Origin of the sequence: Neobacillus bataviensis LMG 21833 (assembly GCF_000307875.1) — a bacterium.
In the GTDB taxonomy this organism is placed as follows: domain Bacteria; phylum Bacillota; class Bacilli; order Bacillales; family Cytobacillaceae; genus Neobacillus; species Neobacillus bataviensis.
In genome coordinates, this window is sequence record NZ_AJLS01000132.1 from 38,674 (window position 1) to 54,238 (window position 15,565).

The following is a 15,565-nucleotide window of genomic DNA, read 5'->3' on the forward strand; positions in this document are numbered from 1 at the left end:
CAAAAAGGTTAACCAGTTATTTGGTTAACCTTTTTAATAGCCTTTCTTTACTTCATGAAGAGCTTAATTTTTTTCAGTCCATTCTTCACATTTGGGTATCGAAACGGAATATCAAATAGGGTCGTTTGTTTCAAAACACTTTTTTGATGAGAAAAAGTATCAAAGTTTCCTTTTCCATGATAGGCGCCGATCCCACTGTTTCCAACACCGCCAAAAGGCAGGTAAGGGGAGACAAAGTGATAAACTGTGTCATTTACACAACCGCCCCCAAAAGAAACGCTATTTAGGACTTCATGTTGTACAGCATTATTTTCTGTGAAAATGTAGAGGGCAAGCGGTTTCGGGTGACGATGAATGCCATCCAATACCTCTGAAAGCTCATTGTATTCAAGAACAGGAAGAATCGGCCCAAAGATCTCATCCTGCATAATCGGATCATTCCATGTGACATTTGTAAGGGCTGTCGGCTCGATTGTTAGTTTTTCTTGATTTGTACCGCCGCCCATAAATTTTTCTCCATTGTCAAGGAAGGAACACAACCGCTGAAAGTGCCGCTCACTCACGATTCTGGTGAAATTCGGATTATTTAACGGCTGCTGACCATACAATTCAAATGTTGCTTCCTTAAATTGTTGGAGGAATTGATCCTTAATGCTTTTATGAAGATACAAATAATCCGGGGCAATACAGGTTTGTCCGGCATTAGTGAATTTCCCCCAAGCAATCCGTTTTGCCGCCAGCTTTATATTGGCATCTTTATGAACGATACAAGGACTTTTCCCGCCCAATTCTAATGTCAATGGGGTTAATTGTTTTGCTGCCACCTCCATAATGACTTTTCCAACAGGGGCACTCCCTGTAAAAAAGATATAATCAAATGTTTCGTTAAGTAATGCTTGGCTTGTTTCCACGCCACCTTGCACAACCGCAATGTACTCCTCCGGGAATAAATCACGTATGAGTTTCCCTAAAACTTCAGAAGTTTTAGGTGTCAATTCAGAAGGCTTGATGACCGCGCAGTTACCAGCGGCAATGGCACCATTTAATGGAACGATTGCCAATTGGAAGGGATAATTCCAAGGGGCGATGATCAGAGTCACACCATATGGTTCCGAGAGAATGATGCTGCTCGAGCCAATATGTGTAATGGGTGTTTTAACTCTTTTTGGCTTTATCCATGACCGCAAATGTTTGATTGTGAATCGTAATTCTTCTAGAACAAAGCCGATTTCAGAGGTATAGGCATCAAATTCCGATTTATTTAAATCCGCTCTTAAAGCATCCATTAATACTTTTTCGTTATTTTAAATGGCATTTCTTAACTTTTGAAGTGCATCAAGACGGTAAAGTACATCTTTTGTTGTTTCCGTTCGGAAACATGATTTTTGCTTCGTAATTAAGGAATTGTAATTTTTCATTTAATTTACCACCTTATTTCTTTTGACATCCCCGTTATTCCTTTATTAATTGGTAAAGAGTAAATAGGTCATCTTTATTTAATATCCTTGGTACAGGATACAAAGGGTTAGCTTCTTTTAATGCACGTGCAACCATAACAGGAATATCACTTTCGACAATCCCGCTTACTTTTTTCGGAATCGCCATACTCTCATTAAGCTTTTTGATCGCTTCAATAAACTTAACTGCCTTTTGCTCAGTCGTATCTGCACCTTCACCAATCCCTACTAATTCCGCCAGTTCAGCTAAAGACTTGTGGACGGATTCGCCGTAGTATTCCAAGACATAGGGGAGGATAATAGCATTCGCAAGGCCATGAGGGACAGAATAAAATCCACCTAGAGTATGGGCGATTGCATGTACATAACCAACATATGCACGTGTAAATGCCTTCCCAGCCAAATAGGCCGCTTTTTGCATGTTCGTCCGCGCCTGGATATTGGTTCCATTTATATAAGACTCATAGAGATTTTTTTACGATGAAAAATATAAAAAAATTCTTTGTTAATCATACATTTCTAAAATAAAAAACCACCCAAAATAAAATAGGGTGGGAGAGAGGGTGCAATAAAATTACCTTTGTTTAATGAACTCGATTAATAAGTCTAGCTCTGCAGTATTTAGTTGATTAACATTGTCGAAAAATTGTTGTACTAACGAGATCATTTCAGGACTTAATTCCTCACCAACAGATTGGATAATCATTCCGACAACTGCACCAACAAAAACGGTAAGCTGCACCTTTGCCTCCTCTGATGCATTTACCATATTGACAGTTAAATGTTTAATAGAATCACCGAGGCTATTCAAAAATAAAATGAGCACACAAAGGAAGTAAACACAGAACTCCAGCTTAACTTCGACATGCTTCATTAACTCTAAGATATAATTGATTGCATCCATCAAAGGCAGATTTTGCTGGTTTTCCATTAATTCTGATACTTTGTTGAGGACCTCTTCCCATTCATCCTGATTCGAAATTTCTCTTCTTTCTTTTTTAAATAGATGATCTGCAATTTCAGTTGGGGAGAAGACGACAACTGAACGTCCTGTTTCATTTTCGTTGACAGCATACGTTCTTTTTAATAATCCCTGGCTTTCTAGGGTCTTCAAAACATCATACGCAGTCCATTTGCTCACACCAATCGCTTCGGCCACGTCCGAATAATGTACAGGAAGATTGGTAGTCTGATACTGACGCCAAATCTGGTCTAAAAATTCCCGTCTTCTTTTCGTTAAGGATATCGTAGCGGCCACCACCATTTATTGTTGTTTTGTTAGTGATTTTACGTAATCTTGAACCATTTCACCCGTAACGAATTTCATTGTTGGCACAAATCGTAAGTTTATTTTATTCATTCTATTTGTTACCTCATTAATTTTATCAGTTGAAAAAGGAAGGCCTTGCTTACACAACTCAACGGCTTCTTCAATATAGCGTTCCCGCTGTTGATCTAGCTCTTGAAATACTTGATATGTTTTATTTTGATTTGCAGCATGTTTGATTAAATCTTTATGTACACTCATGATTTCACCCCTAAAAATGATTGACTGGTTTTATCATACCATAATCAGGAAAGATAGGAATTCAAAAATTTCATATCTATATTCCTCATATATTAGTTGGAAATAGTTTTTCTTTTTTAAAGAATGGGTATTTGTTTTTATTCCTAGAGGAATAAATTATTTTTTATAGAATAATGGTAGTTTGAGTAGTTTTTTAATAAAAATTAGTATGGATTCAACCTTACAAAGAATAAAGCTAAATTGAAGTATGTAGCATATACGTTTAAGTATTAATCATGTGGAGTGTGAAGGATGGATTATCATGAAGGAATCATACAAGTAATGAATTTAGTGAAAAAGTATGGCGATTTTACCGCGGTAAAGGGAATTGAGTTTCAGGTTCAAAAAGGAGAAGTTTTCGGTTTGCTCGGCCCAAATGGTGCCGGGAAAACAACAGCATTAGAAATGTTAGTCGGTCTTAGAAAACCCGATCAAGGTACAGCTATGGTTGGTGGATTTGATATCACACGAGAAATAAAAAAGGTAAAAGAGGTCATAGGTGTCCAATTACAGTCGACCTCTATCTTCGATTTGCTGACGGTAGAAGAAATCTTACACTTATATGCAAGCTTTTATCCAAAACAGGTTTCGATTTCTTACTTAATTGAGGAAATGCTGCTAGCTGATAAAAGAAAAAGTCGCATAAAAAGTCTTTCAGGAGGGCAGAAGCAACGACTGGCGATTGCCTTAGCTCTTGTACATGATCCATGGATTATTTTCTTAGATGAACCGACAACAGGACTTGACCCACAGGCACGAAGAACGCTTTGGGATATAATCCTTCTCTTAAAAAAGAAAGGAAAAACCATTGTCCTTACGACCCATTATATGGATGAGGCCCATGTGTTATGTGATCGAATTGCGATTATGAATCAAGGTGAACTAATTGCTCTGGACACACCGTCCCGGCTTGTTAAAAACTTGCAGTCAGATAGTGCAGTTGAGTTTCGTTTTGAGAATGAATCCACTGAAGTGAATTTACATGAAATCGAAGGGGTTAAGCAGGTAAGGATGCATAAAGATGTTTATGTTTTATATACTGACGATCTGCAAATCACCTTAACTAGCTTGATTCAGATGGCTGCGGATCATCAGCTCAAATTAGTAGATTTGCAAACTCGTACTGCTACATTGGAAGATGTATTTATACATATGACCGGGAGGAGATTAAGAGAGGAATGAGAGCTTACTGGCAGCTAACGTTATCGCAGTTACGGATATTCCTTCGAAATCGTCAGGTCTTGTTTTGGACGCTGGCATTTCCGATTTTCCTTATGGTTATCATGGGTTCATTTTTAGGAAATGGAAATGGAATTTCTTTATCGATTGGTGTTGTTGATCAAGACCAATCCATTCAATCAAAAGAATTTTCAACCACGCTTATAAAAAATAAAGCAATTGAAGTACAAATGGAAAAGAGTACAAATGAGGCTTTAAGCAAATTGAAAAAAGATGATTTACAACTAGTCGTTATCATACCAAAAGGATACAATGCAGGCTTAAGCGGCACATCAGCAAAAACGGCACCTTACTTACTCCCCGTCTACTTTAATGAAACGAACATTACTGCTTCACAGGTTGGTCTTCAGATCGTAAATAATATCATCGATGGAATTAGTAAAAATAAGGTGGATTATCAACCGGTAGTTGCCATGGATATGAAAGGGATCGAATCATTAAATTTAAAGTATATTGATTTCTTAGTCCCAGGAATTGTGGCGATGATGATTATGAGTAACAATATGAATGGCGTTGCCGGTCAAATTGCCGCATGGAGGGAGCGGGGAATATTAAGAAGGATGCAAGGAACCACTTTAAAAGCTTCCACGTTTATTGCAGCGCAAATTACCGCCAGACTTGTATTGAACGGCATCCAAGCGCTAATTGTTCTAGGGGTGGCCAATCTGATTTTTGATGTTGAAGTTCGCGGATCGTGGTTTACCTTAATCAGTTTTGTAATAGTAGGAACGCTCGCTTTTATGGCGATTGGTTTTATTATTGCCGGCATAGCTAAAACCCCGGAAAGTGCAGCCCCCATTGCCGGTTTTCTATCGTTTCCGATGCTATTTTTGGGAGGTGTGTTTTTCCCGATTAAAAACATGCCTGAATTTCTGCAACCAATTGTTGAGATTTTGCCCATTGCCCATCTAAGCCACGCATTAAGAGAAACAATGAATGTGGGAGCATCATTTATGAGTCTAGGGACAGAAGCGCTTATTTTGGGCGGTTGGCTTGTAGGAGCATTTATTATTGCCAGCTACACGTTTAAATGGGAATAGGTGCACGGTTAATATGAATAAGAATGAATAAAGGAAAAGGAAAGGGAGGAAACAAATGCGGAAACAAGATTATCGAACACACATTCGAATTCACCCGATTGATACTTATTGTGCTGATCTAAGCGGTAGTTGAAAAAAGAAATTTATACTAGGTTTGTGGAAATAGTAAAATTGAACTCAGTTTTGTTTAATACTCAAAAAGTTTTATATGGGTTGACTATGCTTGTTCAATACTTGCTTTTGCGAGATGAATAGGAATTGAACTCTAAAAAACTCGGCACTTCCTATGGAGGTGCTGAGTTTTTTTAGACGGGTATTAATGCGGAAGTTGACCAATTTAATGAATGATGGGAAGAAGGCTATCACTTCGCCGCCGTAATGAATAAGTTGTTTAATCCCGAATCTAATTTGGTCACTTCATGAAGAGCTTAATTTTTTTCAGTCCGTTCTTCACATTTGGGTATCGAAACGGGATATCAAATAAGGTTGTTTGTTTCAAAACGCTTTTCTGATGTGAGAAAGTTTCGAAGTTTCCTTTTCCATGATAGGCGCCAATCCCGCTGTTTCCCACACCGCCAAAAGGCAGGTAAGGGGAGACAAAGTGGTACACTGTGTCATTTACACAGCCGCCGCCAAAAGAGACGCTGTGTAAGACTTCCTGTTGTACAGCCTCATTTTCTGTGAAAATATAAAGGGCGAGCGGTTTCGGGTGACGATGAATGCCGACCAATACCTCTGAAAGTACATTAAATTCGAGAACTGGTAGAATCGGGCCAAAGATCTCATCCATCATGATCGGATCTTCCCAGGTAATATTTGTTAAGACTGTTGGCTCAATCGTTAATTTATCTTGATTGACACCGCCACCCATATAAATTTTCCCATTATCGAGAAAAGAACATAGCCGCCGAAAGTGCCGATCACTTACGATTTTGGTGAAATCCGAATTTTTTAATGGCTGCTTCCCATACAATGCAATCGTCGCTTCTTTAAATTGCTGAAGGAATTGATCCTTAATACTCTGATGAACATACAAATAATCAGGTGCAATACAGGTTTGCCCGGCATTGGTGAATTTCCCCCAAGCAATCCGTTTAGCTGCTAGTTTTAAATTGGCATCTTTATGAACGATACAAGGGCTTTTTCCGCCCAATTCTAATGTTAATGGGGTTAAATTTTTCGCTGCCGCCTCCATAATGACTTTTCCAACAGGGACGCTTCCCGTAAAAAAGATATAATCAAATTTTTCGTTAAGCAGTGCTTGGCTTGTTTCCACTCCCCCTTGAACAACAGAAATGTACTCCTCTGGGAATAAATCGTGTATGAGTTTCCCTAGTAGTTCTGATGTTTTCGGCGTCAATTCTGAAGGTTTGATGACCGCGCAGTTTCCCGCGGCAATGGCACCGATTAATGGAGCGATTGCCAATTGAAAGGGATAATTCCAAGGGGCAATAATGAGTGCTACACCATATGGTTCTGAATAAATGTAGCTGCGGGAGCCGATATGCGTTACGGGTGTTTTAACCTTTTTTGGCCTCGCCCATGAACGTAATTGTTTGATGGTGAAACGTAACTCTTCAAGAACAAAACCGATTTCAGATGTATACGCATCAAATTCTGATTTATTTAAATCCGCCCTTAAGGCTTCCATCAAAACTTTCTCGTTAGTTTTAATTGCTGACCTTAATTTTTGAAGTGCTTCAAGTCGAAAAGCTATATTTTTTGTTTTTTCTTTCCGAAAAAAGGATTGTTGCTTCGTAAGGAGGGAGTTGTAACTTTCCATTTGATCAGCCGCCTTTTTACTAAATCAATTTCTTATTCTTTAATAAGTTGATAAAGATTGAATAAATCTTCTTTATAAAGAATTCTTGGTACAGGATAGAGGGGATTGGCTTCCTTTAACGCTCGTTCAACCATTACTGGAATATCACTATCGACAATACCACTGACCTTTTTAGGAATCTCCATTTTTTCGTTGAGCTCCTTAATTGCCTCAATAAATTTTACTGCCTTTTGTTCAACAGTATCAGTTCGTTCGCCAATTCCAACTAATTCAGCTAGCTCGGCTAAAGGCTTATGAACGGATTCACCGTAATACCCCAGGACATAAGGGAGGATGACCGCATTCGCAAGTCCATGGGGAACAGAATAAAACCCGCCTAAGGTATGAGCTATTGCATGGACATACCCGACATATGCACGTGTGAACGCCATCCCGGCCCAATAGGCAGCTTTTTGCATATTCTTACGTGCTTGTATGTTGGTTCCATTTGTATAGGACTCATAGAGATTTTCAAAGATTAATTTTACCGAATCTAAACTATTTTTTCTGGTTTCTTTTGTGTTACTTTTGCCAATGTAGGCTTCCACGGCATGTGTTAAAGCGTCAATTCCGGTTGCTGCTGTAATATGTTTTGGAAGATTAATTATTAGTAAGGGATCAAGGACAGCGTAATGCGGAATGAGTGCTGTATCCATTATGGCATATTTTTCGTGAGTCTCGCTATTGGAAACAACCGCGGCTAAAGTTGCTTCACTGCCAGTACCAGCTGTGGTGGGAATAGCGAAAAGGGGAGGCATCTTTTTAAGCACCTTTAATACACCTTTCATTTGCGGAATACTTCTATTGGGTCTTGCTGCCCGTGCACCTACACCTTTGGCACAATCCATTGGCGATCCGCCGCCAAACGCAACAATTCCTTTACAATGGTTAGTGGAATACATTTGAGAGGCTTCCTCAATATTCTCGATTGTTGGGTTTGGGACCGTTTTGTCGTAAATGAAAAAGTCGATTCCTTCACCTTGTAAGTCATTCAGGAATTCATTCATTATCCCAACTGATACAATTCCTTGGTCGGTGACGATTAAAACGCTTTCAATTTTATTCTGTTTTATTAGTTTCGGTAATTCTTTTAAACTATTTTCTCCCTCTAACAATTCCGGTTCCCGCCACGGCATGAAGGAAGAAGCAATTTTCATTACTCCTTGAAAAGACCTGCAATAAACTTTATACATACCATTACCTCACTTTCTATGAAAAGTTGAATTTAGCTAACTAGATACCCAAAAGACCCAAAAAGGGGTGAAAAAAAACAAAATACGTATATTATTTATTTAACGTACTAATTTTAGAATTGTCAAGAATAATATTGCGAATATAGTTAATATTCCGAAAACACTAGTTATATTATGTCAAAAATTACGAAAATATGCTTTAGTGATGAAACTCTCGTAAAATAAAAAGTCAACCCATAAATTGAGCTAGCCAAAGAATAAGAGAAGGGGTGAAAGGAAAACAAAATTATCTTTGCTTAATAAACTCGATTAATAAGTCCAATTCTACTGTATGAAGCTGATTGGCATTATCAAAAAATTGCTGCACCAATGTGATCATTTCAGGGCTTATTTCGTCACCGACGGACTGGATGATCATTCCGACAACTGCTCCGACAAAAACAGTAAGTTGAACTTGGGATTCCTGTGATGCATTCACCAAATTTACCGTTAGGTCTTTAATAGGATTACCAAGGCTATTCAGGAATAATAAAAGGACACAAAGGAAGTAAGCACAGAATTCCAGTTTTACCTCGACACTTTTCATTAGCTCCAAGATATTTTGGATTCCCTCCATCAAAGAGAGATTTTGTTGTTGTTCAATGAGAACGTTAACTTGGTTAAGAATTATTTCCCATTCATCTGGATTGGAAATTTCTCTTCTCTCTTTTTGGAATAGGAGGTCTGCCATGACTGTAGGGGAAAAGACCACAACGGATCTTCCAGTTTCATTTTCGTTAGTAGCATAAGTTCTTTTTAAAAGCCCCTGGCTTTCCAAGGTCTTTAAAACATCATAAGCAGTCCACTTACTAACACCAATCGCCTCAGCCACGTCAGAATAATGAACCGGAAGATTGGTAGACTGATATTGACGATAAATTTGGTCTAAAAATTCCCGTCTTCTTTTCGTTAAGGAAATCGTAGCAGCCACCACCATTTATTGTTGATTTGTTAGTGATTTTACGTATTCTCGAACCATTTCAATTGTAACGTTTTTCCTTGTTGGAACAAATCGTAAGTTTATTTTATTCATCCTATTTGTTACTTCATTAATTTTATCAGTAGAGAAGGGTAGGCCTTGTTTACATAACTCAACGGCTTCTTCAATGTAGTTTTCACGTTGTTGGTCAAGTTCCTGAAACACTTGATATGTTTTGTTCTGATTCGCTGCGTGATTGATTAAATCTTTATGTACACTCATGATTTCACTCCTAAAAATAGTTGACTGTATTAATCATACCATATTCAGAAAAGTTAGGATTTCATAAATTTTTTAAATATATAATTAATAGCTTTTTCCCAAAATTCTGGAGCTGTCGTCTTAAGGAGATGAACAATTCTTTTTATACACAAACCCAGTGCCGCGAGCATAATCTAAATTATTAAATCGAAGGGGCGGTTTCAAATGCCAGCAATTATTGGTCCAGTAGAAATTGTTACTGTAACTGGGGAAGGTATACTTAATTTCGGGGATTCTGGGTTTGTAACCCCTAAGATTGTTTCAAAAACATTTGGTGGGTCAGGAGGATTCAACACAGGCGGATTGGTTGTTTCAAATACAATAGCAAGTGGGACAAATGTTGCAGATACGGAATTAATAGACCAACCAATTGTAGGGAATAAATAGACGAGATTACAGCGCCTAAGTAATTGGCAACAACGGGGGATTGTTGTTGCCAATTACTTTCTAAAAATATATAATTACGTAAAATATAAATTTGACGTAATTATGTAAGTGGGATAAAATAGAAGTGAGGTGTTATCATGGTAAATCAGGAAAAACAAGCTAATTTTAAAAAGTTGCAGGCCTTACTCCAGGAATTGCCTTGGTATGTGGATGAATATATCAATCATAAACTACGGAAACTTTCTACGGCATCGCTATTTAACTACTGTCATGATTATAAGATCTTTTTCAATTGGATGATTACTGAACAGTTATGGAACGGCAGCATTAAGGATATTCCATTAGATCGCTTGGAAAATATGACGGTTTTAGAGGTTGAAAATTTTTTAAACTATCTTCATTACCAATTAAATAATAAAGAACTTACCGTGAATCGGAAGTTATCTGCCTTAAAATCGCTGTTTAATTATCTGCAAAATATTGCTGAAACCCCTGATTTAAAGCCGTATATGAATCGGAATGTGATGGCAAAAATTGAATTTAATGAAGTGAAAGATAGCATGGAAACGAAAGCAAATAAAATGGAAGGCAAAATCCTTCTTGGTGATGAATACGAGAAATTCCGTTTATTTGTAGCTAATGATTTCGGCGAATTGAACAAAGAGAATAAAAAGCTTTTTAACTTTTATCAGCTAAATAAAGAACGTGATACAGCGATTGTATCGTTAATACTTGGTTCTGGACTGCGTCTTTCGGAGTTAGTTGGCATTGAGTTAGACGATATTGATTTTAGCAAGTATTGTGTCAGAGTGATTAGAAAAGGAAACAAAGAACAATTCGTTTATTTTAGCATGACGGCCATGGCAGATCTGCAAGAATATCTTTCTATTAGAAAAACAAAATACCAGGTTGATAAGTCCAATAAAGCATTATTCATTTCCGCTCAAATTGGCCCGAAAGGAAAATCGCGGAGACTTACCGCTAGATCTGTAGAGAAACTAATTGAAAAATATGCAACAGCATTTGGCAAACCCTCACTATCCGTACATAAGCTGAGACACTCGTTTGCTACCAGATACCATGCGGAAATTAATGATGTACCAAAATTACGCCGGCAATTAGGCCATTCCTCGATACAAACGACAATGATTTATACGCATATTAAGAATGACGATCTAAAAATTGCGGTTGATAAGATGGATATGCCGAAAGAACAAATGGAATAAATAATCATGGCTGTCACTCAAAGGCAGCCTTAAAATTTTCTTTTTATCAGTTTACATAATATTATTATGGTAACAAAATTAATATCGTCTCAATTACTGAGTATACTTAAGAAAATGAGACGGAATAAAATTTAAAGATTTATGTCAATTTTTGAATTAATTTTCCTTAAATTCTCACAAAATTCATCCTCGTTTTTTGGTGAAATCAAAATCGTACTCCACTTTCCATATTGTAATTCTAAACGGTTTAATGACAATGCTGGGCTCGATAACGGATTTCGTGTTTTTCTGATACTAATTATCGTCATAATGTCAATTTTCCAGCGAAACGGCCCTCCGACAATCTTTAATTGTTTCCCATTTATTTCATAATACGTTCCAAACCAGCACCAAAGAATAAACGCACAAGTAAAGCCACATACCAAAACCGCGGTGATGACCTCCCCCTTCCCTTCTGGCCCGCCTGGTAGGAATAGAAAAGAACCAATTAAAAAGGCAATTGCCCCCCACAAGAGGACACCTGTGATTATTCCTTTTTTTGAGTAATATTTCATATTCATCATCTCCAAATACCAAAAAGATAAAAGACTACTATTCCTAATCATATATTTATATACGAACAACATACTTAAATGTTACAAAAAAAGCAATTAGGAGGCTTTTAAGCCCTCTAATTGCTTTCTATTAACCTGCCTGATTAGCAGTAAACTGACTATTATACAAATCTGCATAAAAGCCGTCTTTTTCTAGTAATTCCTCGTGCGTTCCTTTTTCAATCACTTTTCCATGATTCATTACTAGAATTAGATCTGCGTCACGAATTGTTGATAACCGGTGGGCAATGACGAAACTTGTGCGCCCTTTCATTAAATGATCCATTGCTTTTTGAATCTGAACTTCGGTACGGGTATCGACGCTGCTTGTTGCTTCATCAAGAATTAAGATGGCTGGATTAGCAAGGATCGCCCGTGCAATCGTTAATAATTGCTTTTGACCTTGTGAGATATTGGAGGCTTCTTCATTTAATATCGTGTCATAGCCATCAGGAAGTGTACGAATAAAGTGATCAGCGTTTGCGGCCTGTGCTGCAGCCACAACTTCTGTTTCTGTAGCACCCTCTTTACCATAAGCAATATTATCACGAATGGTGCTATTGAACAGCCACGTATCTTGAAGAACCATACCAAACAAACCGCGGAGATGCTCTCTTTTTAGAGCCCGAGTATCAATTCCATCAATAAGGATCTTCCCGGAATTTAGCTCATAGAAACGCATTAATAAGTTGATGAGTGTGGTTTTACCAGCACCGGTTGGTCCGACAATGGCAACCCGTTGCCCCGGTTTCACCTCAATATTCATATCCTCAATTAACGGTTCATTTTCCTTATAACTAAAGGAAACATGTTCAAACGAAACGTCCCCTTTAGGAGCGGTAATTTCCTTAGCCTCAACCGCTTCAGGTACTTCTTCAGTTTCATCTAAAATTTCAAACACCCGCTCAGCACTTGCGATCGTAGACTGGATGATGTTCGCAATATTAGCAGTTTGGGTTATTGGTTGGCTAAATTGTCTAGCATATTGAATAAAGGCTTGAATATCCCCTATTTCAATCGCTTTTTTCGTTACCAAAAGGCCGCCCACTACCGATACAAGTACATAACCGATATTATTGATAAATGACATTAACGGCATAATCATGCCAGACATAAATTGCGCTTTCCAACCTGATTGATACAGGTCTTCATTGGTTTTTTCAAATTTTTCGATGGATTGCTGCTCGCGGCCAAATACTTTGATTACTTTATGTCCGGTATACATCTCTTCTACATGGCCATTAAGCTGACCAAGCGATTTTTGCTGCCCTTTAAAGTAGGTCTGTGATTTTTTAGCAATTTTCATAATCGCCACAAAACTAAGTGGGATTGTCAGGACTACGATCAATGTCATTAAGGGGCTAATCGAAAGCATCATCACAATAACACCGAGTAATGTAACGATGGAAGTGATCAGCTGGGTTAAGCTTTGCTGCAAGGTGGTACTGATATTATCAACATCATTAACCGCCCGGCTAAGAATTTCACCATGGGTCCGTGAATCGAAGTACTTTAATGGAAGCCTGTTAAGCTTCTGTTCTACCTCTTTACGAAGATTATAAACTGTTTTTTGTGCAACCCCGGCCATAATATATTGTTGAATATAGGCAAATATGGCACTCACGATATAAAGTCCTATTAGCAGAAGAATTATTTGGCCGATATAATCAAAATCTATTTTTGCTCCTGGAACTCCCCGTAATTTCGCCATCAAACCTTCAAATAATTTGGTAGTTGCCTTCCCCATTATTTTTGGACTGACAATCGAAAAAACGGTACTGATAATCGCCGTAATTAACACAGCTATCAACTGTAGTTTATAGGGCTTCAAGTAACCTACTAGCCGCTTCAACGTTCCTTTAAAGTTCTTTGCCTTCTGGGGAGCCATACCCATGCCCATTGGGCCGAATCCACCGCCCCCTGGTCCTCTTCCCCCGGGCACTTGACGCTTGGAATCGTTACTCATGCGATTTCCTCCTCTGACAACTGAGACATGACAATTTCACGATAAACTTTACTAGTTTCCATTAACTCCTTGTGTTTTCCAATTCCGGCTATTTCACCATTTTCTAAAACGATAATTTGATCGGCGTCCATAATCGTACTTACTCGCTGAGCAACAATAAGCATGGTTGCAAAAGCAGTTTCTGCTTTTAATGCAGCACGCAGCTTGGCATCAGTTTTAAAATCCAGTGCTGAAAAACTATCATCAAAAATATAGATTTCCGGTTTTCTAATTAGAGCTCGAGCAATCGACAAACGCTGTTTTTGCCCACCGGAAACATTTGTTCCCCCTTGAGCAATAACGGAATGAAATCCATCAGGCATTTCTGAGATAAACTCCGTTGCTTGCGCAATTTCAGCTGCATGATCAACTTCTTCATCGGTAGCATCCTCTTTACCATAGCGAATGTTTTCAGAAATCGTGCCGGTAAAAAGAACCGCTTGCTGCGGCACAAAACCTACTTTTTGACGAAGGCTTTCCTGGGTTATCTCGCGAACATCTATTCCATCAACTAGTACTTTTCCGCTATCTACATCATAAAAGCGCGGTATCAAATTAATCAGGGTTGATTTACCTGAACCGGTTCCGCCTATAATGGCCGTCACTTCACCTGGGTTCATTTTAAAAGAAATATCCGAAATCGCTGGCATTTCAGCACCGGGATAGCTGAAGGTAACATTACTAAATTCCACTTGACCCTTTTGCATCTTTGCAGGGACAGGTGCAGCCGGATCTTGAATATCAGCATTTGTTTCAAATACTTCGTTAATCCTAACTGCGGAAACCGATGCTCTAGGAATCATCACAAACATCATCGATAACATCACGAATGAGAACATGATTTGCATTGCATATTGGATAAATGCCATCATGTCGCCGACTTCCATATGTCCATTACTGATCCGAATGCCGCCAAACCAAACAATTGCCACAGTGGTAAGGTTGAGGACAATCATCATAATCGGCATCATCGCAGCCATAAGTTTATTTACCTTTATCGCTGTTTGCGTTAGATCCCAGTTTGCTTCATCAAACCGTTTTTTCTCATGGGTCACTCTGTTAAAGGAACGGATGACGCGAATACCAGTAAGGTTTTCTCTTAATACCCGGTTGAGATTATCGAGCTTTACCTGCATGGCCTTAAATAAAGGCATTCCCTTTCTCGCAATCACCACAATCGTGATGACTAGAACAGGCAATGACACCGCCAAAACCAAGGTCAACTTTGTATCTTTTGATAAGGCCATAATGATTCCGCCAATACACATCATCGGCGCCATCACCATCATCCGGAGCATCATAATGAGTACTTGTTGGACTTGGGTAATATCGTTCGTTGTTCTAGTAATCAATGAGGCTGTTCCAAGTTTATCGAACTCATGAAGGGAGAAATTCCCGACATGTGAAAAGATCTTGCTTCGCAGTAATTTACCGAAACCGGCTCCTGCCTTTGCTGAATAGAAGCTGGCAACGATGGAACAAATCATTCCTCCAGCCGCCACAAGCAGCATAAGGCCGCCGATTTTCCAAATATAATTAGTATCACCTGTTACCACGCCCTTATCGACAATATCGGCCATTAAGGTGGGTAAATACAGTTCAGCCATTGACTGAAGAAGAACAAGAACCAAAACAAAGTAAATAGGTATTTTAAATGGTTTTAGAAATCTGAACAATTTTATCAAGGTGCTTCAACTCCGTTTTTTTATTGTTTATGAGCAAACAATACACTACGTTTATGAACTGAATATGAACAG

General features: G+C 38.4%; 13 protein-coding genes and 2 pseudogenes. 4 read left to right on the forward strand and 11 right to left on the reverse strand.

Annotated features, from left to right (window positions below):
- Nucleotides 1–47 precede the first annotated feature (47 nt).
- The 4 genes and pseudogenes from BABA_RS19745 to BABA_RS19760 form a co-directional block, all read right to left on the reverse strand.
- A pseudogene (locus BABA_RS19745) lies at nt 48–1,418 on the reverse strand (aldehyde dehydrogenase).
- A 34-nt stretch (nt 1,419–1,452) separates the two neighbouring features.
- Nucleotides 1,453–1,932 (reverse strand): annotated as a pseudogene (locus BABA_RS19750) (dehydroquinate synthase/iron-containing alcohol dehydrogenase family protein); the annotation flags it as partial.
- A 99-nt stretch (nt 1,933–2,031) separates the two neighbouring features.
- The gene (locus BABA_RS19755; RefSeq protein ID WP_007087009.1) at nt 2,032–2,721 is read right to left on the reverse strand and encodes a helix-turn-helix domain-containing protein; all 690 of its coding nucleotides are present in this window, start codon (nt 2,719–2,721) and stop codon (nt 2,032–2,034) included.
- On the reverse strand, nt 2,722–2,985 hold the full coding sequence (locus BABA_RS19760) for a DUF2533 family protein (protein ID WP_007087010.1): 264 nt from the start codon (nt 2,983–2,985) through the stop codon (nt 2,722–2,724).
- 291 nt (nt 2,986–3,276) lie between these two features.
- Here BABA_RS19760 and BABA_RS19765 point away from each other — a divergent pair, with 291 nt between their 5' ends.
- Both BABA_RS19765 and BABA_RS19770 read left to right on the forward strand, forming a co-directional pair.
- Nucleotides 3,277–4,206: an ABC transporter ATP-binding protein gene (locus BABA_RS19765; protein WP_007087011.1), complete on the forward strand. Its 930-nt coding sequence runs from the start codon at nt 3,277–3,279 to the stop codon at nt 4,204–4,206.
- Nucleotides 4,203–5,303 carry an ABC transporter permease gene (locus tag BABA_RS19770; RefSeq protein ID WP_007087012.1) on the forward strand — a complete coding sequence of 367 codons (1,101 nt, stop codon included), beginning with the start codon at nt 4,203–4,205 and terminating at the stop codon, nt 5,301–5,303. The genes BABA_RS19765 and BABA_RS19770 overlap by 4 nt, the downstream gene beginning before the upstream one ends.
- Nucleotides 5,304–5,715: 412 nt before the next feature.
- On the opposite strand, the gene BABA_RS19775 is transcribed toward BABA_RS19770, so the two are convergent.
- The 4 genes from BABA_RS19775 to BABA_RS19790 all read right to left on the reverse strand — a co-directional run bounded on the left by BABA_RS19775 (nt 5,716) and on the right by BABA_RS19790 (nt 9,558).
- Nucleotides 5,716–7,086, reverse strand: a complete 1,371-nt coding sequence (locus BABA_RS19775) for an aldehyde dehydrogenase (protein ID WP_007087013.1) — start codon at nt 7,084–7,086, stop codon at nt 5,716–5,718.
- Nucleotides 7,087–7,118: 32 nt separating this feature from the next.
- On the reverse strand, nt 7,119–8,318 hold the full coding sequence (locus tag BABA_RS19780) for an iron-containing alcohol dehydrogenase (RefSeq protein ID WP_040347020.1): 1,200 nt from the start codon (nt 8,316–8,318) through the stop codon (nt 7,119–7,121).
- Between the two features lie 286 nt (nt 8,319–8,604).
- Nucleotides 8,605–9,294, reverse strand: a complete 690-nt coding sequence (locus tag BABA_RS19785) for a LexA family transcriptional regulator (RefSeq protein ID WP_007087015.1) — start codon at nt 9,292–9,294, stop codon at nt 8,605–8,607.
- Entirely contained in the window at nt 9,295–9,558 is a 264-nt protein-coding gene (locus tag BABA_RS19790; RefSeq protein WP_007087016.1) for a DUF2533 family protein, read from the reverse strand.
- 204 nt (nt 9,559–9,762) lie between these two features.
- On the opposite strand from BABA_RS19790, the gene BABA_RS19795 reads away from it, so the two are divergent.
- Together BABA_RS19795 and xerS are read left to right on the forward strand one after the other, a co-directional pair.
- Nucleotides 9,763–9,984 (forward strand): spore germination protein, encoded by a 222-nt coding sequence (locus tag BABA_RS19795; RefSeq protein ID WP_007087017.1) that lies wholly within the window; start codon nt 9,763–9,765, stop codon nt 9,982–9,984.
- Between the two features lie 137 nt (nt 9,985–10,121).
- Nucleotides 10,122–11,210 carry a tyrosine recombinase XerS gene (xerS, locus tag BABA_RS19800; RefSeq protein ID WP_007087018.1) on the forward strand — a complete coding sequence of 363 codons (1,089 nt, stop codon included), beginning with the start codon at nt 10,122–10,124 and terminating at the stop codon, nt 11,208–11,210.
- 131 nt (nt 11,211–11,341) lie between these two features.
- Here the strand turns inward: xerS and BABA_RS26175 are convergent, their stop codons facing one another.
- The 3 genes from BABA_RS26175 to BABA_RS19815 all read right to left on the reverse strand — a co-directional run bounded on the left by BABA_RS26175 (nt 11,342) and on the right by BABA_RS19815 (nt 15,493).
- Nucleotides 11,342–11,764: a PH domain-containing protein gene (locus BABA_RS26175; RefSeq protein WP_007087019.1), complete on the reverse strand. Its 423-nt coding sequence runs from the start codon at nt 11,762–11,764 to the stop codon at nt 11,342–11,344.
- Nucleotides 11,765–11,894: 130 nt separating this feature from the next.
- Entirely contained in the window at nt 11,895–13,769 is a 1,875-nt protein-coding gene (locus BABA_RS19810; RefSeq protein WP_007087020.1) for an ABC transporter ATP-binding protein, read from the reverse strand.
- The gene (locus tag BABA_RS19815; protein WP_007087021.1) at nt 13,766–15,493 is read right to left on the reverse strand and encodes an ABC transporter ATP-binding protein; all 1,728 of its coding nucleotides are present in this window, start codon (nt 15,491–15,493) and stop codon (nt 13,766–13,768) included. The genes BABA_RS19810 and BABA_RS19815 overlap by 4 nt, the downstream gene beginning before the upstream one ends.
- Nucleotides 15,494–15,565: the final 72 nt, after the last annotated feature.

Bases quoted from the DNA above. Each gene is read 5' to 3' on its own strand.
- xerS (WP_007087018.1), top strand. From the start codon at position 10,122: ATGGTAAATCAGGAAAAACAAGCTAATTTTAAAAAGTTGCAGGCCTTA.
- BABA_RS19795 (WP_007087017.1), top strand. From the start codon at position 9,763: ATGCCAGCAATTATTGGTCCAGTAGAAATTGTTACTGTAACTGGGGAA.
- BABA_RS19810 (WP_007087020.1), bottom strand. From the start codon at position 13,769: ATGAGTAACGATTCCAAGCGTCAAGTGCCCGGGGGAAGAGGACCAGGG.
- BABA_RS19775 (WP_007087013.1), bottom strand. From the start codon at position 7,086: ATGGAAAGTTACAACTCCCTCCTTACGAAGCAACAATCCTTTTTTCGG.
- BABA_RS19760 (WP_007087010.1), bottom strand. From the start codon at position 2,985: ATGAGTGTACATAAAGATTTAATCAAACATGCTGCAAATCAAAATAAA.
- BABA_RS19780 (WP_040347020.1), bottom strand. From the start codon at position 8,318: ATGTATAAAGTTTATTGCAGGTCTTTTCAAGGAGTAATGAAAATTGCT.
- BABA_RS19790 (WP_007087016.1), bottom strand. From the start codon at position 9,558: ATGAGTGTACATAAAGATTTAATCAATCACGCAGCGAATCAGAACAAA.
- BABA_RS19765 (WP_007087011.1), top strand. From the start codon at position 3,277: ATGGATTATCATGAAGGAATCATACAAGTAATGAATTTAGTGAAAAAG.
- BABA_RS19770 (WP_007087012.1), top strand. From the start codon at position 4,203: ATGAGAGCTTACTGGCAGCTAACGTTATCGCAGTTACGGATATTCCTT.
- BABA_RS26175 (WP_007087019.1), bottom strand. From the start codon at position 11,764: ATGAAATATTACTCAAAAAAAGGAATAATCACAGGTGTCCTCTTGTGG.
- BABA_RS19755 (WP_007087009.1), bottom strand. From the start codon at position 2,721: ATGGTGGTGGCCGCTACGATATCCTTAACGAAAAGAAGACGGGAATTT.
- BABA_RS19785 (WP_007087015.1), bottom strand. From the start codon at position 9,294: ATGGTGGTGGCTGCTACGATTTCCTTAACGAAAAGAAGACGGGAATTT.